The sequence below is a fragment of the Tepidimonas fonticaldi genome, from assembly GCF_001675355.1.
GTDB classification, from domain to species: Bacteria; Pseudomonadota; Gammaproteobacteria; order Burkholderiales; family Burkholderiaceae_C; genus Tepidimonas; species Tepidimonas fonticaldi.
On sequence record NZ_LZDH01000045.1, the window covers coordinates 182,888 to 204,654 of the forward strand.

At 69.9% G+C, this 21,767-nt stretch carries 17 protein-coding genes; 11 read left to right on the forward strand and 6 right to left on the reverse strand.

Features of this window, described 5'->3' with window-relative positions; translation table 11 throughout:
• Positions 1–49 precede the first annotated feature (49 nt).
• Both A9O67_RS05020 and A9O67_RS05025 read left to right on the forward strand, forming a co-directional pair.
• Positions 50–2,383 carry a heavy metal translocating P-type ATPase gene (locus A9O67_RS05020; protein WP_068607997.1) on the forward strand — a complete coding sequence of 778 codons (2,334 nt, stop codon included), beginning with the start codon at positions 50–52 and terminating at the stop codon, positions 2,381–2,383.
• 92 nt (positions 2,384–2,475) lie between these two features.
• Positions 2,476–3,060 carry a hemerythrin domain-containing protein gene (locus A9O67_RS05025; protein ID WP_082955375.1) on the forward strand — a complete coding sequence of 195 codons (585 nt, stop codon included), beginning with the start codon at positions 2,476–2,478 and terminating at the stop codon, positions 3,058–3,060.
• Between the two features lie 2 nt (positions 3,061–3,062).
• Here A9O67_RS05025 and A9O67_RS05030 read toward each other — a convergent pair whose 3' ends face one another.
• Positions 3,063–4,448: an aspartate aminotransferase family protein gene (locus A9O67_RS05030; protein WP_231960216.1), complete on the reverse strand. Its 1,386-nt coding sequence runs from the start codon at positions 4,446–4,448 to the stop codon at positions 3,063–3,065.
• A 41-nt stretch (positions 4,449–4,489) separates the two neighbouring features.
• On the opposite strand from A9O67_RS05030, the gene A9O67_RS05035 reads away from it, so the two are divergent.
• Positions 4,490–5,743 carry a YbfB/YjiJ family MFS transporter gene (locus A9O67_RS05035; protein ID WP_068607998.1) on the forward strand — a complete coding sequence of 418 codons (1,254 nt, stop codon included), beginning with the start codon at positions 4,490–4,492 and terminating at the stop codon, positions 5,741–5,743.
• A 96-nt stretch (positions 5,744–5,839) separates the two neighbouring features.
• On the opposite strand, the gene A9O67_RS05040 is transcribed toward A9O67_RS05035, so the two are convergent.
• The 4 genes from A9O67_RS05040 to A9O67_RS05055 all read right to left on the reverse strand — a co-directional run bounded on the left by A9O67_RS05040 (position 5,840) and on the right by A9O67_RS05055 (position 10,360).
• Complete coding sequence (locus tag A9O67_RS05040; protein WP_068608000.1) at positions 5,840–6,829, reverse strand: porin; 990 nt, start codon at positions 6,827–6,829, stop codon at positions 5,840–5,842.
• Between the two features lie 187 nt (positions 6,830–7,016).
• Positions 7,017–7,988, reverse strand: coding sequence for a metallophosphoesterase (locus A9O67_RS05045; protein WP_068608002.1), 972 nt, complete (start codon positions 7,986–7,988; stop codon positions 7,017–7,019).
• Positions 7,989–8,065: 77 nt separating this feature from the next.
• Entirely contained in the window at positions 8,066–9,979 is a 1,914-nt protein-coding gene (locus A9O67_RS05050) for a PhoX family protein (RefSeq protein ID WP_068608003.1), read from the reverse strand.
• Positions 9,980–10,057: 78 nt separating this feature from the next.
• Positions 10,058–10,360, reverse strand: coding sequence for a DUF4148 domain-containing protein (locus A9O67_RS05055; RefSeq protein ID WP_068608005.1), 303 nt, complete (start codon positions 10,358–10,360; stop codon positions 10,058–10,060).
• A 153-nt stretch (positions 10,361–10,513) separates the two neighbouring features.
• On the opposite strand from A9O67_RS05055, the gene A9O67_RS05060 reads away from it, so the two are divergent.
• Together A9O67_RS05060 and A9O67_RS05065 are read left to right on the forward strand one after the other, a co-directional pair.
• Positions 10,514–11,422, forward strand: coding sequence for a LysR family transcriptional regulator (locus tag A9O67_RS05060; RefSeq protein ID WP_068608007.1), 909 nt, complete (start codon positions 10,514–10,516; stop codon positions 11,420–11,422).
• A 151-nt stretch (positions 11,423–11,573) separates the two neighbouring features.
• Complete coding sequence (locus tag A9O67_RS05065; protein WP_068608009.1) at positions 11,574–12,896, forward strand: NAD(P)/FAD-dependent oxidoreductase; 1,323 nt, start codon at positions 11,574–11,576, stop codon at positions 12,894–12,896.
• 24 nt (positions 12,897–12,920) lie between these two features.
• Here the strand turns inward: A9O67_RS05065 and pdxR are convergent, their stop codons facing one another.
• Positions 12,921–14,402, reverse strand: coding sequence for a MocR-like pyridoxine biosynthesis transcription factor PdxR (pdxR, locus tag A9O67_RS05070; RefSeq protein ID WP_082955395.1), 1,482 nt, complete (start codon positions 14,400–14,402; stop codon positions 12,921–12,923).
• Between the two features lie 124 nt (positions 14,403–14,526).
• Here pdxR and A9O67_RS05075 point away from each other — a divergent pair, with 124 nt between their 5' ends.
• From A9O67_RS05075 to A9O67_RS05100, 6 genes are all read left to right on the forward strand, one after another.
• The gene (locus A9O67_RS05075; protein WP_156682252.1) at positions 14,527–15,342 is read left to right on the forward strand and encodes a gamma-glutamyl-gamma-aminobutyrate hydrolase family protein; all 816 of its coding nucleotides are present in this window, start codon (positions 14,527–14,529) and stop codon (positions 15,340–15,342) included.
• 122 nt (positions 15,343–15,464) lie between these two features.
• Positions 15,465–16,835, forward strand: coding sequence for a glutamine synthetase family protein (locus A9O67_RS05080; RefSeq protein ID WP_068608013.1), 1,371 nt, complete (start codon positions 15,465–15,467; stop codon positions 16,833–16,835).
• Positions 16,836–16,864: 29 nt separating this feature from the next.
• Positions 16,865–18,280: an aspartate aminotransferase family protein gene (locus A9O67_RS05085; RefSeq protein ID WP_068608015.1), complete on the forward strand. Its 1,416-nt coding sequence runs from the start codon at positions 16,865–16,867 to the stop codon at positions 18,278–18,280.
• Between the two features lie 129 nt (positions 18,281–18,409).
• Positions 18,410–19,576, forward strand: a complete 1,167-nt coding sequence (locus tag A9O67_RS05090) for an extracellular solute-binding protein (RefSeq protein WP_068608017.1) — start codon at positions 18,410–18,412, stop codon at positions 19,574–19,576.
• 117 nt (positions 19,577–19,693) lie between these two features.
• The gene (locus tag A9O67_RS05095) at positions 19,694–20,809 is read left to right on the forward strand and encodes an ABC transporter ATP-binding protein (RefSeq protein ID WP_068608019.1); all 1,116 of its coding nucleotides are present in this window, start codon (positions 19,694–19,696) and stop codon (positions 20,807–20,809) included.
• A 24-nt stretch (positions 20,810–20,833) separates the two neighbouring features.
• A complete protein-coding gene (locus tag A9O67_RS05100; RefSeq protein ID WP_068608022.1) occupies positions 20,834–21,763 on the forward strand; it encodes an ABC transporter permease in 930 nt (309 codons plus the stop codon).
• Positions 21,764–21,767 lie beyond the last annotated feature (4 nt).

The following is a 21,767-nucleotide window of genomic DNA, read 5'->3' on the forward strand; positions in this document are numbered from 1 at the left end:
TTGAGCGTTCCATCATACGCCGCCTGGATTGCTGCGGCATACTTGCTCCATGGCGGACGAACTCACCTCGGCGGCGGCGCCGCCGGACGCCCCGCTCGAAGCCGGGGCCACCGGCCAATGCGATCTGGGCATCGGGGGCATGACCTGCGCGTCGTGCGTGGCGCGGGTGGAGCGGGCGCTGCAGCGCGTGCCCGGCGTCACCCACGCCAGTGTCAACCTGGCCACCGAGACCGCGCGGGTGCAGTGGCGCGCCGATGCCGCGCACGCCGCCGAACTGCCGGCCCGTCTGCAGCGCGCCGTGCGCGACGCCGGCTACGAGCCCCGACCGCTGGCGAGTGGCGACGACGACGAAGCGCAAGCCCGGCGGGCCGTGCGTCGCGAGGGCGCGTGGGTCCTGGTCGGGGCCGTGCTCTCGGCGCCCCTGGTGCTGCCGATGATTGCCATGGCGTTTGGCGTGCACCTCATGGTGCCGGCGCTGTGGCAGTTTCTGTTGGCCACGCCGGTGCAGTTTGGGCTGGGCGCGCGGTTTTACCGCGCGGGCTGGCATGCGCTGCGCAGTGGCAGCGGCAACATGGAACTGCTGGTTGCCCTCGGGACGACGGCGGCCTGGGGCATGAGCGTCTGGCTGTGGTGGCACACGCCGCCGGACGAGATGCCGCACCTGTACTTCGAAGCCGCTGCGGTCGTGATCACGCTGGTGCGCCTGGGCAAGTGGCTGGAGGCGCGTGCCAAGCGCCGCACCACGGCGGCCATCCGCGCCTTGCAGGCGCTGCAGCCGCCGATGGCGCACCTGCTGCCCGATGGGGTGCGCCGCGAATCGCTGCAGGACGTCCCCGTGGCCGAATTGCTGCCCGGCGACCGCGTGCTGGTGCGCGCGGGCGAGCGCATCCCAGCCGATGGCATCGTGGTGCAGGGTCGCACCCAGGTGGACGAATCCATGCTCACCGGCGAGCCGTTGCCGGTGGCCAAGGCGGTGGGGGATGCGGTCACCGGGGGCAGCCTCAATGGCGATGGGGCGATCGAGGTGCGGGTCACCGCCATCGGTGCGCAATCGGTGCTGCAGCGCATCATCGCGCTGGTGCAGGATGCGCAGGCGCACAAGGCACCGGTGCAGCGGCTGGTGGATCGGGTAGCGGCGGTGTTCGTTCCCATCGTGGTGCTGGTGGCCCTGGCCACGGGGGTGCTGTGGGCCACCGTCGGGGGCGCCGATGGCGAGCAGGCCGTGCTCCATGCGGTGGCGGTGCTCGTCATTGCCTGCCCCTGTGCGCTGGGGCTGGCCACCCCCACGGCCATCATGGCCGGCACGGGGGCGGCGGCCCGCCATGGCATCCTGGTCAAGGACACCGAGGCCCTGGAGGTTGCCCAGCGCGTGCGCACCGTGGCCTTCGACAAGACGGGCACGCTCACCGTCGGGCATCCGCGCCTGGTCGCTTTGGTGCCCGCACCCGGTGTGGACGAAGCGGCCGCGCTGCGCACCGCCGTTGCCCTGCAGATGGGCAGCAGCCACCCGCTGGCCAAGGCGGTGCTGGCCGCATGGGGGGAGGCGTTGCCAGCCCCCGCCACCGACACCCAGACGGTGCCCGGTCGCGGGGTGCAAGGCACGGTCGACGGCGTGACCCTGGCCCTGGGCAGCCCGGGCTGGATGGCCGATTTGGGCTGCCCTCTGCAGCCAGGGGCCGGGCTGCCGGACGGTTGGGCACCGGCCATGGCCGAGCAGCAGGCGGCCGGGGCCACGCTGGCCGTGCTGGCCTGGCAGCAGGGTGACGTCTGGCGCCCGCTGGCGCTGCTGGCCTTTGCCGACGAGCCCAAGCCCGGGGCCGCCCAGGCCATCGCGGAGCTGCGTGCGCGGGGCCTGGGGGTGGTCATGATCTCCGGCGATCAGCGGGCGGCCGCCGAGGCCATGGCGCGCCGCCTGGGCTTGCGACCCGAGGCCGGCGAGGTCGAGGCCGAGGTGATGCCCGCCGACAAGGCCGCCGTGGTGCGGCGCTGGCAGGCGCGCGGCGGCGCCGTGGCGATGGTGGGCGACGGCATCAACGATGCGCCGGCGCTGGCGGCGGCCGATGTGGGCATAGCCATGGGCAGCGGCACCGATGTCGCCATGCACGCCGCCGGCATCACGCTGCTGCGCGGCGACCCGGCGCTGGTGCCCGCGGCGTTGGATATTTCGGCCCGAACGGTGCGCAAGATCCGGCAAAACCTGTTTTGGGCCTTCGTCTACAACGTCGCGGGGATCCCGCTGGCGGCGCTGGGCGTGCTGGACCCGGTGTTCGCCGGTGCGGCGATGGCGGCCAGCTCGGTCAGCGTGGTGTCCAATGCCTTGTGGCTGACGCGCTGGCGCCCCGCGCATGTAACCGCGATTTCCCAGACGGTTTCCCCGTCTTGACGTGCGTCAAGATCAGGGGGGGCGTTTGGCGGCATGCTTGGCCAGCGTCGGTCTGGGGATAGATCGACCATGTTTTGGGCAGGAGGCCACCCATGCACCCCTCGAGCGCCCTGCGCACCATTCGCGATGAGCACGCGGCCCTGGCCGCCATGCTGCAGTCCCTGCTGTGGCTGGTTCGCCGCGGCCCGGGCGATGACCGCGCGCGCTTTTTCGACACGCTGCGCGCGATGCTGTTCTACATCGACGAGTTTCCGGAGCGCTTGCACCATCCGAAAGAGTCCGATCTGCTCTTTCCGCGCGTGGCCAAGCGCGAGCCGGCCGTGCTGCCCGTCATCACCCGGCTGGAGCAGGACCACATGAAGGGCGAGTCGCAGGTGCGCGAATTGCAGCACCGGCTGCTGGCCTGGGAATGGCTGGGCGACGACCGCCAGGCCGCCTTCGTCGAGGCCTGCGAGCGCTACGTCGGGTTTTATCTGGAGCACATGCGGCTGGAGGAGCAGGAAATCCTGCCCGCGGCCCAGCGCGTGCTCGACGAAGCCGACTGGCGGGCGCTGGACGAGGCGTTCGAGGCCAACCGCGACCCGCTGACGGGCCGTTATGCGCCCGATCCGGCCTACGAGCGGCTGTTTCGCCGCATTCTGGAGGTGGCCCCGGCGCCCATCGGCCTCGGGGCGTGACCTCACAAACCCAGGGCGGCCAGCCAGTCGTCGAAGGCGTTCAGCAGGCGATCCACATGCGCCGGGGAGGTGGCCGGCGAGCACAGCATCATGCCGTGGAACGGGGTCAGCAGCACCCCGCGGTTGAGCAGGAACAGGTGCAGGCTGGCTTCCAGCGCCGGCTGGGCATGGCGGCGCACATCGTCGGCGTTGCGCGGCGTCTCGGGCATGAACTGCAGTTCCAACCGGGCGCCCAGCCGTGTCACGGTCCAGGGCAGGGCACGGGCGCGCAAGCGCTCGGTCAAGCCGGCTTCCAGCGCATCGGCGACGCGGTTCATGGCGGCATAGCTGGCTGGCGTGTGCAAATGCTGCAAGGCCGCATCCAGCGCGGCCATGGCCAGGGCGTTGGCCGTGAGTGTGGTGCCGATGCCGCTGTGCCCCTCGGGTGCAGCCTGTTTGACCGCCTGCATGCGGGCCGCCAGATCGGCGGTCACGCCGTACAGTGCGCAGGGCACGCCCCCGGCGACGGCCTTGCCGGCCACCCACACGTCGGGTGCCAGCCCGTGCGCCCGCGCATGGCCGCCGACGCCGCTGGACAGGGTATGGGTTTCGTCCAGCACCAACAGGGTGCCGTAGCGGCGGCACAGGGCCTGAGCCGCCGGCCAGAAGCCGGGCTCGGGCGGCACCAGCCCAAAGTTGGTCAGCGCGGGCTCGGCCAGCAGGGCGGCCACCTGCCCATCGGCCAGCGCGCGCTCCAGCGCGGTCAGGTCGTTGAAGGGGATGACCCGCGTGAAATCGGGGTGGTCGTGCACCGCGCCGAGCACCGATGGCCGGCGCACCGTGCTGCCGGTCGCGGGGTCGCGGTCCACCAGCGTGTCGTCCACCGCGCCGTGGTAGCAGCCATCGAACACCAACAACTGCGGCCGGCCGGTGACCGCGCGCGCCCAGCGCAGCACGAAGCGGTTGGCGTCGCTCGCGGACAGGGCCAACTGCCAGAACGGCAAGCCAAAGCATTGCGCCAGCCGTTCACCGACGCCCGCTGCCGCCTCGGTGGGCAGCATGCAGGTCAGCCCGTGCGCCGCCTGCTCGGCGATGGCGCGCGCCACCGGGGCCGGGGAGTGGCCGAACATCGCCCCGGTGTCGCCCAGACAAAAGTCCGCGTAGCCATGCCCGTCGGCGCAGGTGAGTTCCGCCCCGTGGGCGCTGCGCACGAACAGCGTCACGGGGTTGGGCCAGTCGCGCATCCAGTGCAGCGGCACGCCAAACAGGTAGTGCGCCGCGCTGCGCTCGGCCAGCACGCGCGAGCGGGGGTGTTCGGCCAGGAAGCGCTCGCGCTCGGCGGCTTGCAGCGCCGCCAGGCGCTCGGCGGATACGGGGGCGGAAGGGGAGGGCATTTGGGTGTCGCGCATGGTGTGACAGGATAGAAAGGCCCGCGTCACAATGCGGGGCCATGTCTCGCCTCGAACAGGGATCCGCTTGCCCGGTGCCGTTGCGCCGCGGTCTGGTGCTCGCGCTGTGGCTGTCGCTGGGGGCGGCGGTGTCACTGGGCATCACCCGCTTTGCCTATGGCCTGCTGCTGCCGCCGATGCGCGCGGATCTGGGCTGGAGCTATCTGCTCGCCGGCGCCATGAACACGGCCAATGCGGTGGGCTATCTGGTCGGGGCACTCACCGTCCCTGCGCTGATGCGCCGCCATGGTCCGGCGGCGGTGTTGCTGGGCGGGTCGGCGTTGGCGGCGCTGTTCATGGCGGGCAGCGGTTTTTTGACGGCCGATGGGCCGCTGCTGATCCAGCGTTGGCTGGCGGGCATCGCCAGTGCCTGGGTGTTCGTGGCCGGGGGGCTGCTGGCGGCCCGGCTGGGCAGTGTCTGGCCCCGCCATGCCGGCCTGATGCTGGGCCTGTACTATGGTGGCGTGGGCAGCGGCATCGTGCTGTCGTCGCTGGCGGTGCCGACCGTGCTGGCTTGGGCGGCGGATCGGCCGCACGCCTGGGCGTGGGCCTGGTGGGCCTTGGCCGTGGCCTGTCTGGCGGCCACCGGGGGCCTGGTCCACGCCTGGCGCGGCCTGGGCACGCTGGGGCTGACGGGCGCCGCCCCGCCGGCGCCGGCCAGTTCGCCGGCGCCCGCCGCTGCCGGGGGGGCGGCCCACACCGGGGCGCTGCTGCGGGCGTTTGCCCCCTCGCTGGCGGGCTACGCCTTGTTTGGGGTGGGCTACATCGGCTATATGACGTTCGTGATCGCGCTGCTGCGCGATCGCGGCACCCCTGCGGCTGAAATCACGCTGTTCTATGCCCTGCTGGGGGTGGCGGTGATGGCGTCGTCGCGCCTGTGGGCCGGGCTGCTGGATCGGCACCGCGACGGACAGCCCCTGGCGCGGCTGAATGCATTGCTCGGACTGGCCACGGTGTTGCCGGCCCTGACCCACGCCTGGCCGGTGCTGCTGGCGTCGGGCCTGCTGTTTGGCGCGGTGTTTTTGTCCGTGGTTGCGTCCACCACGGCGTTGGTGCGCCACAACCTGCCCGCGGCGCGTTGGGCGGCGGGCATCAGCGCCTTCACCATCGTGTTTGCGGCGGGCCAGATCGTCGGCCCGGCCGTGGTGGGCTGGATCGGCGACGGCCCCGGGGGGCTGGAGCGGGGGTTGGTGTTCTCGGCGGGGGCGCTGTGGCTGGGGGCGCTGGCCGCGTGGCGCCAGCGTGCCCTGTCCTGAGAAAAAAAGCGGGCTTTCCGCAGAAAGCCCGTCCCAAGGAGCGTTTTTGGAGAGATCGGGCGGCCCGTCACCGCCCGTGTGCGGACAGGGCCGCGATCAGAAGTCGTGGCGCATGCCGAAGGCGACCAGGCGCTCGTCCTTGGTCTTGGCCCCGACGTTGTTCTTCACCACCACGTCGCGGTAGCCGGCGTACAGGCGCGTGCGCTTGGACAGGGCATAGGTGGCGCCGAGGGCGAAGCCGCTGGCCTTGCCGTTCTTGGCGCCGCCGGCCGAGTCCTTGGTCTTGCTGTAGGCATAGCCGCCGGAGAAGGCCCAGGCCCCGACCGGCACGGTCACGCCCAGCGCGTATTCGCTGTCGTCGCCGTTGGCGGCGCTGCCCTTGCGCTGGTTGTATACGCCCGACACCGAGAAGCTGCCGAAGTCATACATCGCGGCCAGCGCGGTGTACTTGTCGGATTTGTCCTTCTCGTTTTGGTGGGCCAGAGCGACCTCGAATTCCTTTTGCTTGTAGCCGACCTTGAAGGCGTACTTGTCCTGGGAGACGCCGGCCTTCTCGTCCAGCGAGACGTCGATGCCCGCGTAGAAGCCGCCCATGTTGGGGCTGTAGTAGCTGATCTTGTTGTCGAAGCGCGAGGCATAGTCGCCGCCCGACTTGAACACGCCGTTGCTGGAAGCGGTGAAGGCCGAGTCGAACACATTGCGGCTCTGGCCCAGGGCGCGCACGTCGTCGTACACCGTGGTGCTGCGGCCGAGCTTGACCTCGCCGAAGCCACCCATCAGCGACAGGCTGGATTCGCCTTTGAAGTATGGGTCTTGCGACGCGCCGGTGTCGGCGTTGAAGCGGTTTTCCAGCTTGAAGGCCGCCTTCAGGCCGCCGCCCAGATCCTCGGTGCCGCGCAGGCCCCAGCGCGAGGTGGTCAGACCGCCGTCGCCGCCCTGGAACATCTGGGTGGTGGAGGTGTTCTTGACCTTGTCCTTGAGGTTGCCCACCGACAGGTCCACGCGACCGTACAGCGTGACGTTGGATTGGGCCAGGGCGGCCCCGGTGGCCATCAGGGCGGCCAGGGCGATCAGGGATTTTTTCATCGTCGGATTTCCTAGGGTTGAACCAGAAAGCGGCAGCCCCGGATGGGGGGCTGCAACCGGGGATGGGTGGCCCGGAGGGCCGAACCACAGGGGCTATTGCACCGGCCCCTGATGACGGTGATGTTAAGTCAATTCGTGATGACCCGAATGTTGTTCATAAACAACGTCATCGGGCTTCACACGCGCCTCAAGGCTGGGCGTCAAAGACCTGGATGGTCCACGGCTGCGACGACGCCGGATCGACGCTCACCTCCACCGCGCGCACGTCGGCCGCGCCCGGCACCTGCAGGCGTGTCAGGTTCAGCACCGGCTTTTTCCGGTGCTTGAAGGGGTTGTCGAAGGCCAGCACATGGCTGTCGCCGTGGATCAGCAGGACCGGACGGCCCCACTGCGCCGCCAGCGGCACCAGCGTGTCGCCGATGCTGGCGGCAAAGCCCGAGTGGCGCGGGAACGTCTCCACCGGCTGCTGGTTGTCGAACGGGTCGGCCTGCATGGCCACCACCATGGCGCGCGCGTTGCGCTGCTGCGCCAGTTCGAAGGCAGCGCGCAGCCAGGCGACGTTGGCGCGGTCGCGCTCGAAAAATTCCGCCACGGCCTTGGGGTCGCGCGTCTCGAAGTTGTTGTTGCTGCCGACGATGTGCACGGCGACGAACAGCACGTCGCCGGCCCACCAGCGCTGGTTTTCCACATAGGGCGCGAAGGCGGGCATGACGGTGGACTGGTTTTCCACCGCGATGGGCTGCTGGCCGAGCGATCGGCCGGGGGTGTAGAAGCGCTGGCGCAGCGTGGCCAGGCGCTCCAGCGGGTCGTAGCTGCCGTTGTTGGCGCGGTGGCAGTCGGTCCACTCGTTGTCGCCCGGGGTATAGACCACGGCACCGCGGTAGCGGCCAAAGTGCTCCAGCTGGGCGGAAAACTCCTCGTTGCTGCACAGCGTGGAGCCGGCCTTGAAGTCGCCGACGTGGACGGTGAAGGCCGGCTGCAGCGCGTTGACGCGCTCGATCAGCGCGCGGTAGGGCGGATAGCTCTTGTCAGGGGGGCCATAGGGCATGTCGCCCAGCGCGACGAAGCGCACGGTCTGGGCCGCGACGGTGCCGGCCAGCAGCACGGCCGTGGCGGCGACGGCGCCGCGCCACGCCAGGGGCAAAAGGGGAAAACGCATGGGGTCGGGCTCCTCAACAAAACCGGCCCCGAGGGGCCGACAGATCGGGGCGAACGGACCGGGTGTCCGCCCGGTGGTCACAGGCCGATGACGCCGCCGTCGTTCTTGGTGATGACGACGGTGGCCGAGCGCGGACGGCCGCCGTCCGGCCAGCGCGAGTACTTGGTCGGCGCGTCCGGGTCGCTGCGCTCGCTGGGGCTTTCGCCCGGGTGCTGGATGTTGATGAACATCGTGCGCAGGTCCGGCGTCATCGCGATGCCGGTGACCTCGCAGCCGCGCGGGCCGACCAGGAAGCGGCGGATCTCGCCCTTGGTCGGGTCGCAGGCCAGCATCTGGTTGTTGGGCAGGTTGGCATAGTCGCCCTTGCCCAGCGTCGAGGTGGACACGTCGGTCTGGATCCACAGCACGCCGCGCGGATCGACCCACAACCCATCCGGGCTGCCGAAGATGTCGCCGCGGATGTTGCCCTTGGCCTCGGCGCGCGGCAGCGACGGGTCGCCCGCCATCACGAAGTGGTTCCACGTGAAGCGGGTGGCGTCTAGGTCACCGCTTTCCTTCCAGCGGATGATGTGGCCCATGGTGTTGTTGGCGCGCGGGTTGGCCGCATCCGCACCGGGGCTCTTGTCGCGGCCGCGGTTGCTGTTGTTGGTCAGGGTGCAATAGACCTCTTTGCTGATCGGGTCCACGGCGGTCCATTCCGGGCGGTCCATCTTGGTGGCGCCCAGGGCGTCGCTGGCTTGCCGCGCCTGGATCAGCACCGCGCCCTGGTTGGCAAAGCCGTTGGCGGCGGTCAGCGGACCGCGGTCGTGCACCAGCGGCAGCCACTCGCCGCTGCCGTCGGCGTTGAACTTGGCCACATACAGCGTGCCGTGGTCGAGCAGGTCGCGGTTGGCCGCAAAGCCGCCCGGCTTGACGCGGTCGCGGCTGACGAACTTGTAGATGTATTCGAAGCGCGCGTCCTCGCCCATGTACACCACGGCGCGGCCGTCGTCGGTCAGCGCCACCGCGGCGCCCTCGTGCGCCGCGCGGCCGAGCGCCGTGCGCTTGATCGGCGTCATGGTCGGGTCCATGGGGTCGATTTCGACCACCCAGCCAAAACGGTTCGGCTCGTTGGGGTGCCGGGTGGCGTCGAAGCGTTCGTCGAATTCGTGCCAGCGGTAGCCGGCGCCGTCTTTCTTCAGGCCCCAGCGCTTGCCGTGCGCATCGGGCTGGTCCGGGCCGTGGAAGTAGTTGATGAAGTTTTCTTCGCAGGTCAGGTAGGTGCCCCAGGGGGTCTGGCCGTTGGCGCAGTTGTTGATCGTGCCCAGCACCCGCGTGCCCGTCGGGTCGGCCGCGGTCTTCATCCAGGTGTGGCCGGCGGCCGGGCCGCTGATCAGCATCGGCGTGGTCGCGGTGATGCGGCGCGCGTACTTGGACGGCAGCACCTGGCGCCAGCCGTTCGGGCCGGCTTCGATCTCGATGATCGACACGCCGTGCGCGGCCTGCGCCTTGCGCACCTTCTCGGCGCTCCAGGTCTTCATGCCGTCCGGGTGCAGCAGGCCGTCATCGGTGTACTCGTGGTTGATGGCCAGCAGCCCGCGCTTGCTGCCATCGAGCGGGAAGTAGCTCATGCCGTCGTGGTGCATGCCGGCTTGCAGGGCCTGCTCCTCGGCGGTGTTGGAGCCGTCGGTCTTGAATGCCGGCATCTTGCCGGCCACGCCCACCGCATCGCCCCAGCGGTTGAGCACGCGCGCGGTGTAGCCCGGGGGCACCAGCACCTCGTCGACGTCGCGCATGGGCACACTGGCAAAGCCGATGCCGCGCCCCAGGGCCGCGGCGTTGGGGCCACCGGTGCTGGCGCAGCCCGCCAGCAGGCCGCCGCCAAACAGCGCGGCGGTGGCGCTGGCCAGCGCGCCGCGCACGAAAATGCGCCGCGCCGGGTCCGACACCTCGTGGATGGTCGGGTTGGCGCTGCGGTTGGAGTCTTCCATCAGGTCGAAGTCTTTGGCCATGGTGCGTCGTCGTCTTGCGTGAAGAGGCCGCCATCTTCGACCGAGGGCGTGACAGACCGATGACAGCGCGCCAGCGCGTCAACGGCACTCGGGCAGCGGATAGCGGTCGGGGAAGACGTCGCGGTAGGTGCGGCCCGTCTCGCCGTCGAACGGCAGCTCACCGCGGTAGCGCGCGGCTTCCAACTCGGCTCGCACTTCGGCGCGGGTGCGGCCTTCGGTGGTCGTGGCGCGGGCGGCGCGCACCGGCTGGGCCGTGTTCGAGGCGGCCACGTCGGCGGCGGAGAACTCGCCCGATGCGACGGGGAAGCTCGCGGCCGATGCGGCGGCGGTCGCGGCCAGCAGCGAGGTGGCGATCAGGGTGCGCAGAGAGAAGCGGTTCATGGCGTTTCCTTTCGTCTGGACAGAGAGAGATTGCTGGAGAGGGCCGTTGATGCAGCCCGTGGAATGAACTGTACTAACGAAAGATTTGTCGATAAACCTCTTTGCCAAGAATGCAATATTGCAGATTTAGAAATAAACATCGACAATCTACCCATGGACCGGCTTCAATCCCTTCGCGTCTTCCAGGCGGTGGCCGATGCCGGTGGCTTTGCCGCCGCCGCGCGCGCCCTCGATCTGTCGGCCGCCAGCGTGACGCGCATGGTCGCCGACCTCGAAGCGCAACTGGGCGTGCGCCTGCTGCAGCGCACGACGCGCCGCGTGGTCTTGACCGACGAGGGCGCCGCCTATCTGGAGCGGGTGCGGCGCATCCTGGCCGATTTGGACGAGGCCGACGCTCTGGTGAGCCAGCGCAGCCAGACGGTGGCCGGTGTGCTGCGGGTGCTGGCCACGCCGGTGCTGGCCAGCGTGCTGGTGGCCCCGGTCGTGCCGCGGCTGACGGCGCGGCACGCCGCCCTGCGCGTCGAGGTGGATGTCGAGAGCTACGCCGTCCCCTCGGTGGAAGAGCACGACGTGGCGCTGTTTGCCGTGGAAGGCACGGTGGATACGGGCCTGATCGCGCGCCGCATCGCCAGCGGGGTGAGCGCGCTGGTCGCCGCGCCGGCCTATCTGCAGCGCGTCGGGCGGCCGACCCGGCCCGAGGATCTGATGCACCACCACTGTCTGCGCTACCGCCCCCCGGGGCAGCACGCCCACGCGTGGACCCTGTGGCGCGCCGACCAGCCGGACGCCGTCAGCCGGGTGGCGGTGGAGCCCGTCGCCTGCAGCAACCATGTCGAGGCGCTGCTGCGCATGGCGCTGGAGGGCGGCGGCATTCTGGCGGTCTCGCTGGATCTGGTCGCGCACCGGCTGGCCAGCGGCGAGCTGGTGCGCGTGCTCGACGGCTGGGTCACGGACCACTGGTCCCTCTACGCCGCGCTGCCCAGCCGCCGCCACCTGCCGGCGCGCACGCGGGCCTTTTTGGACGAGCTGACGCACGAGACGGCGACGCTGCTGCGGACGTAGGCAGACGCCGGCCGCCGCGAGGCGCTCGCGCGGTGACGGCCGGGGCGTTGGCGCCTTGCCGCCTGGGCCGATTGGCACCCTGGCCCGCGGGGCGGGCGCGGTATCGTCCCTGCCCGCCGGGCCCCTGTCGGGCCGATGACTCCTCCGCCCCATGCTGCGCCCCTCCCTGCTGCGTTCCGACACCCAGCTCAACACCGACAGCTACTACGAAGCCAGCGTGGTGCGGCCACCGGCACAGCCCGCGCTGGCCGGCCGCCAGCGCGCCGACGTGGTGGTGGTGGGCGGGGGCTTTGCGGGCCTGAGCGCGGCGCTGGAACTGGCCGAGCGCGGGCGCCGCGTGGTCCTGCTGGAGGCCGATCGCATCGGCGCCGGTGCCAGCGGGCGCAACGGCGGCCAGGCCATCGTCGGCTATGCCTGCGGCATGGGCGTGTTCGAGAGCCAGCTCGGGCGGGCCGCCGCCCGCGCCGCCTGGGAGGGGTCGCTGGAAGCGGTGCGTTTGATCGACGAGCGCATCGCGCGCCACGGCATCGATTGCGACCGCGAGCACGGCTACCTGTACGTCGCCGATCGCCCGCGCAAGGCCCGCGCGCTGCGCGCCGAGATGGAGGCGCTGGCGCGCGACTACGGACTGGCCACGACCTGGGTCGAAGGGGCCGAGGTGCGCCGCCACATCGACAGCCCGCGCTACGTCGCTGCGGCGTACGAGACCGTTTCCGGCCATCTGCACCCGCTCAAATACGCGCTGGGGCTGGCGCGCGCGGCCCAGTCGGCCGGGGCCGTGCTGCACGAACACAGCCCCGTGCGCCGGCTGCAGCGCCACGCCGACGGCGTGGCGGCCCACACCGATGCGGGCGTGGTGGAGGCGGAGTTTGCCGTCGTCGCCGGCAACTGCACCCTGGCCGAACACGGCCCCGGGGTGCTGGCCGACATCCACCCGCGCATCATGCCGGTGGGCACCTACATCCTGGCGACCGAGCCGCTGCCGCGCGCGCTGGCCGCGTCCCTGATCCCGGGCCGCGCGGCCGTGTGCGACAACAACGTGGTGTTGGATTATTTCCGCCTCAGCGCCGACGACCGGTTGCTGTTTGGCGGGCGCGTCAGCTACACCACCATGACGCCGCTGCGTCTGCGCGAGACGATGCACCAGCGCCTGCTGGCGGTGTTTCCGCAACTGGCGGGCACGCCCACGGCCCATCTGTGGGGGGGCTTCGTGGACATCACCATGAACCGTGCCCCCGACTTCGGCCGCGTGGGGCAGCGCCTGTACTACCTGCAGGGCTTCAGCGGGCACGGGGTGGCGCTGACCGGCCTGGCCGGGCGCCTGGTGGCCGAGGCGATCACGGAGCAGTCCGAGCGCTTCGATCTGTTCGCGCGGCTGCGCCACCACGCCTTTCCGGGCGGGCCGTGGCTGCGCACCCCGGTGCTGGCGCTCGGCATGGCGTGGCACCGCTGGCGCGATGCGCTGGGGGGGTGAGCGCTGGTCCGGCTCGCAGGGCGGTCAGTGCAGCGCGCGGCGCACCGCCGCCACGATGCGGCGCGCGCTCGGCTCGATCTGCGCCGGCTGGGCGTAGCCATAGCCGATCAGCAGCCCGCGCAGGTCGCGCCGCTGCAGGCAATAGGCCGACAGCGGCCGCACCGAAATGCCCTCGGCCGCCAGGGCGTCCGCCACGGCGCGGTCGTCCACCGTCAGCGGCAGCCGCAGGCACAGGTGCAGCCCCTGGGCCGCGCCGGTGATGTGCACGCCCTCGGCATCCAGCAGCGGGGCCAGCGCATGCAGCAACTGCGCGCGCCGGCCGGCGTAGGTCTGGCGCGTGCGCCGCAGCGCGGCGGCGAAGTGGCCCATTTCGATGAACTCCGCCAGCGCTGCCTGCAGCGGCAGTTGGCCGGGGCGGTGCAGGTCGTAGTGCGCCTGGCGAAACGCCTCCACCAGGCCGCGCGGGGCCACCAGATAGCCCAGCTTCAGCCCCGGGTACAGCACCTTGGAAAACGTGCCCAGGTAACAGACCCGGCCGTCGTCGTCCAGTCCGGCGAGCGACGCGATCGGCGCGCCGTCGAAGCGAAACTCGCTGTCGTAGTCGTCCTCCAGCACCCAGGCATCGGCGCGCGCGGCCTGCGCCAGCAGCGCACGCCGGCGCACCAGCGACATTACCGCGCCCGTCGGGTACTGGTGCGACGGGGTGACATAGATCAGCCGGGGCGTGGCGTCGGCCGTCGCCGGGGGCGCCAGCCCCTCGGCGTCCACCGGGATGGGCTGCAGCCGCAGCCCGCAGGCGGTGAAGGCCTTGATCGCGCCCCAGTAGGCCGGGTCCTCGATCCACACGGTGTCGCCCGCATCGGCCAGCAGCCGCGCGCACAGCTCCAGCGACTGCTGCGTGCCGGTGGTGATGAGCACCTGCTCCGGGTCCAGCCGCACGCTGCGCGAGACGCGCAGATAGTCCGCCACCGCACGCCGCAGCGGCCCGTATCCGCCCGAGGTGGTGTAGTCCAGCATCTCGGGCCGCGCGCTGCGCCAGTGCCGGTTTTGCAGCCGCTGCCACAGCGCCACCGGAAAGGCGCTGAAATCCGCCGTCCCCGGGGTGAAGGGCTGGATCTCCAGCTCCCGCGCGCCGTAGTGCTCGGCCAGCACCCGTCCGCGCGCCGACAGGCCCGGCAGCCGCGTGGTGGCACCCGCCCCCCCGCGCCGGGCGACCGGGACAGTCTGCGGCAGTTGGTCGTGCACATAGGTGCCGCTGCCCACCCGGCTGATCAGATAGCCCTCGGCCCCCAGTTGCTCCAGCGCCGCCACCACGGTGTTGCGCGACAGCCGCAGATCCTGCGCCAGCTCGCGGCTGGAGGGCAGACGGTCGCCCGCGGACAGCCGCCCGTCCAGCATGGCGCGGCGCAGCGCCTCGTACAGCCGCCGGTTCAGCGGCAGTCCGCCCCCGGGGCCGGCCGGGCCGTCGGGGCGGGCCATTTCGGTCAGCAAAAAATCGGCCAGCAGGGCGGAGGATTGGGTCATACGAAAACGTCCTGGCACCGGCGTTGCGCCCGGTCAATTGGCCCCATGCCGTGGGGTCAAATGGCACCAATTGTGCACCCAATCGGCCGCCAGAATGGTTCTGAACATGCTTGCCTTCCCGTCCACCCCCCTCGTCTGGATGCCGGCGGACCACCGCCTGCTCGGCGACCACGACCACGCCATGCCGTTTTTGCTGCTGGGCGACAAATACGCCCGCGCGGTCAAGGTGGGCGCGCAGGCCCAGCCGGTCATGTTTCCGCTGGCGGATGCCGCCGACGTCCCGGCGCTGTTGGCCGGCGTGGACGGGGTCGTCTTGACCGGCTCGCCGTCCAACGTGCACCCGCGCCACTTCGGCGAGGCCGTCGCCGATCCGGCGCTGCCGCTGGACGAGGCGCGCGATGAGGTCACTCTGGCCGTGGTGCGCCATGCGCTGGCCGGGGGCATCCCGCTGCTGGGCATCTGCCGCGGCTTTCAGGAGATCAACGTCGCCCTCGGCGGCAGCCTGCACCAAGCGGTCCACGCCCTGCCCGGGCATTTGGATCACCGCGAGCCCAAAGCCGCCCCGCTCGACGAACAGTACGGCCCGCGCCACGAGGTGACGCTGCAGCCCGACAGCCTGCTGTACCGGTTGGCGGGTGGCGCGCCCACGGTGCGCGTCAATTCGTTGCACGGGCAGGGCATCCGCCGTTTGGCGCCGGGCCTGCGGGCCGTGGCGCATGCGCCCGACGGGCTGATCGAAGCCGTCGAATTCGACCATGCGCACGCCTTTGCGCTGGCTGTCCAGTGGCACCCCGAGTGGCGCTGCTGGGACGACCCGCTGTCCAGCGCCATCTTCCGCGCCTTTGGCGAGGCGCTGCGCCAGCGCCGCGCGCGCCGCGAGGCCGATGCGCGCGCCTTTGCCGCCGCGCCCGAACTCCCTTAGGCTGTTCCCTGGGCCCGGTTCTGGTTTTCGGCCATGCTTGAGGCCAGAATGACCGGGCAACCCCCGCGGGCGCCGCAGGCCCTGCCGGCCCTGGCGCCACCCCCCGGGCAACGGAGCAACCCATGAGCAGTTCCAAAGACCTCAAATCCTTCAACGATCTCGAGCAGTGGCTCAACGAGCGGCGCGTCACCGAAGTCGAGTGCCTGGTCCCCGACCTGACCGGCGTGGCGCGCGGCAAGATCCTGCCGCGCGAGAAATTCACCGAAGACCGCGGCATGCGCCTGCCTCAGGCCATCGTGGCCATGAGCGTGACCGGCGAGCAGCCCAAGAGCGGGCCGTACTACGACGTCATCGAGCCCACCGACCGCGACATGCAGCTGCGCCCGGACCCGACCACGGCGCGCATCGTCCCGTGGGCCAGCGACCCGACCGCGCAGGTCATCCACGACTGTTTCGACCACAGCGGCAAGCTCATCCCCTACGCGCCGCGCAGCGTGCTGCGCCACGTCTGCGGCCTGTACGAGGCGATGGGCCTGGAGCCGGTCGTCGCGCCCGAGCTGGAGTTCTACCTCACCGCGCGCAACACCGACCCCAACACCCTGCTGCACCCGCCCATCGGCCGCAGCGGACGCGCCGAAACCTCGCGCCAGGCCTACTCCATCGACGCGGTCAACGAGTTCGATCCCCTGTTCGAGGAGATCTACGACTACTGCGACAAGATGGAGCTCAACGTCGACACCCTGATCCACGAGGTCGGCGCCGGGCAGATGGAGATCAACTTCTTCCACTCCCACCCGCTGGCGCTGGCGGACGAGGTGTTCTTGTTCAAGCGCACCGTGCGCGAGGCCGCCCTGCGCCACGACATGTACGCCACCTTCATGGCCAAGCCCATCGCGGGCGAGCCGGGCAGCGCGATGCACATCCACCAAAGCATCGTGGACAAGGCCACCGGGCGCAACATCTTCAGCAACGAGGACGGCTCGCCGTCCGAGGCCTTCGGGCACTACATCGGCGGGCTGCAGCGCTACATCCCGGCCGCGATGGCGCTGGTGGCGCCCTACGTCAACAGCTACCGGCGGCTGGCGCGCCACACCGCCGCGCCCATCAACATCGAGTGGGGCCACGACAACCGCACGGTCGGCATCCGCTCGCCGATCGCGCCGCCGCAGGCGCGCCGCGTCGAAAACCGCGTCATCGGCGCCGACGCCAACCCCTACGTCGCCATGGCCATGACGCTGGCGTGCGGCTATCTCGGCCTCGTCAACAAGATCAAACCCAAGCCCGAGATGCGCGGCGACGCCTACCTCTCGGCCTATGCGCTGCCGCGCAGTCTGGGCGAGGCGCTGGACTGGCTGCGCCGCGAGCCCGACTTGCACCATGTGCTGGGCGAGGAGTTCATCACGATTTACACCGAGATCAAGGAACTCGAGTTCGAGGAGTTCATGAAAGTGATCTCGCCCTGGGAGCGTGAGCACCTGCTGCTGCACGTCTGACCGCACCGACCATCCCGAGGAGTCCGCCCATGAATGCCCCCGCCGACCGCCTGCCCCAGCCCAGCGCGCACACCCGCGAGCTGCAGGCGCTGGACAGCGCGCACTTTTTGCACCCCTTCACCGACCACCAGGCGCTGGCGGCCAAGGGCGCGCGCGTCATCACCCGCGCCGAGGGCATCTACATCTGGGACTCCGAGGGTCACCGCATCCTGGACGGCATGAGCGGCCTGTGGTGCGTCAACGCGGGCTACGGCCGGCGCCCCCTGGCCGAGGCCGCCTACCGCCAGATGCTGGAGCTGCCCTTCTACAACACCTTTTTCCAGACCACCACCGAGCCGGCGGTGCGGCTGGCGGCGCGGCTGTCCGAACTGGCCCCGCCGGTGGACGGGCGGCGGTTTTCGCACGTCTTCTTCACCAGCAGCGGCTCGGAGGCCAACGACACCAATGTGCGCCTGGTGCGCCGCTACTGGGATCTGATGGGCCAGCCGCAGCGCAAGGTCATCATCAGCCGCTGGAACGCCTACCACGGCTCCACCGTCGCCGCGGCGTCGCTGGGCGGCATGGGGGGCATGCACGAACAGGGCGACCTGCCCATCCCCGGCATCGTCCACATCCAGCAGCCCTACTACTGGGATCTGCGCGAGCCGGGCGAGACGCCGGCCGAGTTTGGCGTGCGCGCCGCGCGCTGGCTGGAGGAAAAAATCCTGGAGGTCGGCCCGGACAAGGTCGCGGCCTTCATCGCCGAGCCGGTGCAGGGCGCCGGCGGCGTCATCATCCCGCCCGAGACCTACTGGCCCGAAATCCAGCGCATCGTCGACCGCTACGGCATCCTGCTCATCTCCGACGAGGTGATCTGCGCCTTTGGCCGCTTGGGCCACTGGTTTGCCTACGAGCGCTTTGGCACCCGGCCCGATCTGGTGACGTTTGCCAAGGCGGTGACCAGCGGTTACATCCCGCTGGGGGGGGTGCTGGTCAACGAGCGCATCGCCCGCGTGCTGCACAGCGGCGGCGAGTTCACCCACGGCTACACCTACAGCGGCCACCCGGTGGCCTGCGCGGTGGGGCTGGCCAATCTGGACCTCATGGCCGCCGAGGCGCTGCCCCAGCGCGTGCGCGAGGACACCGGCCCCTACCTGGCGCAGCGCTTTGCCGAGCTGACCGACCACCCCCTGGTGGGCGTGGCCGAGACCTGCGGCCTGGTGGCGGGGCTCATTTTGGTGCGGGACAAGGCGACGCTGGCGCGCTTCCCCGAGGAGTGGGCCGTGGGCATGACCTGCCGCGGCCACTGCTTCGAGACGGGGGTCGTCATGCGCGCCGTCGGTGACCGCATGATCATCGCCCCGCCGCTGGTCATGACCCGCGCCGATATCGACGAAATGATCCGCCTCATCCGCACCGCGCTCGACGCCACGCTGGCAGATTTGCGACGGCAAGGCAAAACCTGAGCGGGGGGTGTCCTAGAATCCCACGCGAGCATCCAGGGGCGTCGTGGTGGGTCAAGTCCGCACCGGCCTGTTTGTTGCTTGGCAATCGTTCTGCGTTTACCCCCTCAAACTCTCGACTGGAGTGTGGACATGAAGAAGCGCTTGTTGGCCCTGGCCCTGGCCGCCGCGTTCGTCGCCGGCTGCGGCAAGAAGGAAGAACCCGTCGCCCAACCCGCCCCCGCGCCGGCCCCCGCCGTCGCCCAGGCCCCCGCCGGCCCCGTGCTGGATGCCGAGAAGGTGCTCAACATCTACAACTGGCCGGACTACATCCCCGAGGGCATGCTGGAGGCCTTCGAGAAGGAAACCGGCATCAAGGTCAACTACGACACCTTCGAGACCAACGAGGCGCTGCATGCCAAGCTGGTGGCCGGCAACACCGGCTACGACATCGTCGTGCCGGGCAGCGTGTTCGCCAAGCCGCAAATCGAAGCCGGCCTGTTCCAGCCGTTGGACAAAGCCAAGATCCCCAACTACGGCAACCTCGACGCCGGTGTCCTGAAGGTGCTGGACAAGGTGGACCCGGGCAACCAGCACCTCGTGCCCTGGGCGTGGAGCTTCACCACCGTCGGCGTCAACAAGACCAAGCTGGCCAAGGCGCTGGGCAACATGCCCATGCCCGACAACGCCTGGGACCTGGTGTTCGACCCCAAGTACACCGCCAAGGTCAAGTCCTGCGGCATCGCCTACCTGGATTCGCCGACCGAGATCATCCCGGTGGCGCTGCACTACATCGGCAAAGACGCCTATTCCAACGACCCGGCCGACTACAAGGCGGCGGTGGACATGCTGCTGAAGGTGCGCAAAGACATCCGCATCTTCAGCTCGACGATGATCGACGACATCGCCAGCGGCAAGGCCTGCGTGGCGATCGGCTGGGCCGGCGACATCAACATCGCCGCCGCCCGTGCGGCCGAGACCGGCTCCAAGGACGAGATCGTCGCGCTGCTGCCCTCCACCGGCGCGCTGGCGTTCTTCGACACGATGGCCATCCTGAAGGACGCCAAGCACCCGAACAACGCGCACGCGTTCATCAACTTCTTCCTCAAGCCCGAAAACGCCGCCGCGATGGCCAACGAGATGGGCTACAACGCCGGCAACACCCAGGGCAAGGACCAGATCAAGCCCGAGGTGGTCAACAACCCGTCGATCTTCCCGCCGGCGGACTACATGCCCAAGCTGATCCAGCCGAGCAGCTACACCAACGAGGCGCGCGAGGCCATGGCCTCGGCCTACAACGCGTTCAAGCGCGGCAAGTGATGCCAGGCGGTGTCCTCCCGCACCGCCGATGAGCCCGGGCTGTTCGTGCCACCGTGTATGAACAGCCCGTTTTATTTGTCCGTCGGCCCCGGCCGACCTGCAGGAGTGTGATCCGTCATGGCTGAAGCTCCCCGTGCTCCAGGCGAGCAGGAGAACTATCTGGTCACCGAAAAACTCGTCAAACGCTTTGACGAGGCGGTGGCGGTCGACGAGGTGTCGCTGTCGGTGCGCAAGGGCGAGATCTTTGCGCTGCTGGGCAGCTCGGGGTGTGGCAAGTCCACCCTGTTGCGCATGCTGGCGGGCTTCGAGACGCCGACCTCGGGCCGCATCCTGCTCGGCGGGCAGGACGTGGCGGGCCTGCCGCCCTACGAACGGCCGGTCAACATGATGTTCCAGAGCTATGCGCTCTTTCCGCACCTGGACATCTGGGAGAACATCGCTTTCGGCCTCAAGCGCGAGGGCCTGCCCAAGGCCGAGATCGCCAAGCGCGTGGACGACATGCTGGCGCTGGTGCAGCTCTCGCCCTATGCGCGGCGCAAGCCGCACCAGCTCTCGGGCGGGCAGCAGCAGCGCGTGGCGCTGGCGCGCAGCCTGGCCAAGCGGCCCAAGCTGCTGCTGCTGGACGAGCCGCTGGGCGCGCTGGACAAAAAGCTGCGCGAGCAGACGCAGTTCGAGCTGGTCAACATCATCGAGCAAGTCGGCGTGACCTGCGTGATGGTCACGCACGACCAGGAAGAGGCCATGACCATGGCCAGCCGCATCGCCGTCATGAGCAAGGGCCGCGTGCTGCAGGTCGGCACGCCGCAGGAGATGTACGAATTCCCGGCCAACCGGTTCGTCGCCGACTTCATCGGCAGCGTCAACCTGTTCGACGGCACCCTCAGCGTCGACGAGCCGGACCACTGCGCCGTCACCACGCCGCTGGGCGATATCCACGTCGGCCACGGCACCACGGGCACCGTCGGCATGCCGCTGTGCGTGGCCGTGCGGCCGGAGAAGATCGATATCGCCAAGACCCGCCCGGAAGGGGTGACCTGCAACCTGTTCCAGGGCCGCGTCAAGGAGATCGCCTACTTCGGCTCCTACAACAGCTACATCGTCGTCACCGCCGCGGGCAAGAAGGTGCGCATCACCGAGGCCAACACCTCGCGCCACGACCTGTCGGACATCACCTGGGACGACGAGGTCTGGTTCTGGTGGAGCGACACCGCCGGTGTCGTGCTGCGCGACTGAGGGCGCCCGTCCCGGAGAACCGCCATGGCCCAAAACCCCGCCTCGTCGCTGCTGTCCGTGCCGGGACGCCGCTTCGTCATCGCCGTGCCGTTCGGCTGGCTGACGGTGTTCTTCTTCCTGCCCTTCCTGATCCTGCTGTACATCAGCTTCGTGGACATGGGCACGGGGATCGACCCCTTCCAGCCCCTGTGGGATGCCACGGCCGGCGTGCTGCGCCTGAAGTACGAGAACTACTGGACCATCTTCAAGGCCGAGTGGGACGGCCCGCTGTTCCAGACGCTCTACATCGAGGCCTACGTCCGCTCGCTGCTGTACGCGGCCATCACCGCCACGCTGTGCCTGGTCATCGGCTATCCGTTCGCCTATTTCATCGCGCGCAGCCCGGCCTCGGTGCGCCCGGCGCTGCTGCTGATGGTGATGCTGCCGTTTTGGACCTCGTTCCTGCTGCGCGTCTATGCGTGGAAAGGCATCCTGGCCGACGCCGGCATCCTCAACCGCCTGTTGATGGCGCTGGGCGTGATCGACGAGCCGCTGCACATGCTCTACACCAACGTCTCGATGCTGGTGGGCATGACCTACGTCTATCTGCCTTTCATGGTGCTGCCGCTGTATGCCAACCTGGTCAAGCTCGACTGGCGGCTGCTGGAGGCGGCCTACGACCTGGGCGCCACGCCCTGGCGCGCCTTCTGGCTGGTGACGGTGCCGCTGTCCAAGGCCGGCATCATCGCCGGCTTCATGCTGGTGTTCATCCCGTCGGTGGGCGAGTTCGTCATCCCGTCGCTGCTGGGCGGCCCGGAAAACCTGATGATCGGCCGCGTGGTGTGGGACGAAATGTTCGCCGCCAACAACTGGCCGCGCGCCGCCGCTCTCGCCGTGGTGATGATCGGGCTGATCGTCGTGCCGCTGGCCATCTACTACCGCTACAGCGGCGAGCGCGCCGCCGGGCAGTCCTGAGGAC

Bases quoted from the DNA above. Each gene is read 5' to 3' on its own strand.
- A9O67_RS05050 (WP_068608003.1), bottom strand. From the start codon at position 9,979: ATGGCCAAAGACTTCGACCTGATGGAAGACTCCAACCGCAGCGCCAAC.
- A9O67_RS05055 (WP_068608005.1), bottom strand. From the start codon at position 10,360: ATGAACCGCTTCTCTCTGCGCACCCTGATCGCCACCTCGCTGCTGGCC.
- A9O67_RS05025 (WP_082955375.1), top strand. From the start codon at position 2,476: ATGCACCCCTCGAGCGCCCTGCGCACCATTCGCGATGAGCACGCGGCC.
- A9O67_RS05065 (WP_068608009.1), top strand. From the start codon at position 11,574: ATGCTGCGCCCCTCCCTGCTGCGTTCCGACACCCAGCTCAACACCGAC.
- A9O67_RS05030 (WP_231960216.1), bottom strand. From the start codon at position 4,448: ATGCGCGACACCCAAATGCCCTCCCCTTCCGCCCCCGTATCCGCCGAG.
- A9O67_RS05035 (WP_068607998.1), top strand. From the start codon at position 4,490: ATGTCTCGCCTCGAACAGGGATCCGCTTGCCCGGTGCCGTTGCGCCGC.
- A9O67_RS05045 (WP_068608002.1), bottom strand. From the start codon at position 7,988: ATGCGTTTTCCCCTTTTGCCCCTGGCGTGGCGCGGCGCCGTCGCCGCC.
- A9O67_RS05075 (WP_156682252.1), top strand. From the start codon at position 14,527: ATGCTTGCCTTCCCGTCCACCCCCCTCGTCTGGATGCCGGCGGACCAC.
- A9O67_RS05095 (WP_068608019.1), top strand. From the start codon at position 19,694: ATGGCTGAAGCTCCCCGTGCTCCAGGCGAGCAGGAGAACTATCTGGTC.
- A9O67_RS05080 (WP_068608013.1), top strand. From the start codon at position 15,465: ATGAGCAGTTCCAAAGACCTCAAATCCTTCAACGATCTCGAGCAGTGG.
- A9O67_RS05060 (WP_068608007.1), top strand. From the start codon at position 10,514: ATGGACCGGCTTCAATCCCTTCGCGTCTTCCAGGCGGTGGCCGATGCC.
- A9O67_RS05090 (WP_068608017.1), top strand. From the start codon at position 18,410: ATGAAGAAGCGCTTGTTGGCCCTGGCCCTGGCCGCCGCGTTCGTCGCC.
- A9O67_RS05085 (WP_068608015.1), top strand. From the start codon at position 16,865: ATGAATGCCCCCGCCGACCGCCTGCCCCAGCCCAGCGCGCACACCCGC.
- A9O67_RS05100 (WP_068608022.1), top strand. From the start codon at position 20,834: ATGGCCCAAAACCCCGCCTCGTCGCTGCTGTCCGTGCCGGGACGCCGC.
- A9O67_RS05040 (WP_068608000.1), bottom strand. From the start codon at position 6,829: ATGAAAAAATCCCTGATCGCCCTGGCCGCCCTGATGGCCACCGGGGCC.
- A9O67_RS05020 (WP_068607997.1), top strand. From the start codon at position 50: ATGGCGGACGAACTCACCTCGGCGGCGGCGCCGCCGGACGCCCCGCTC.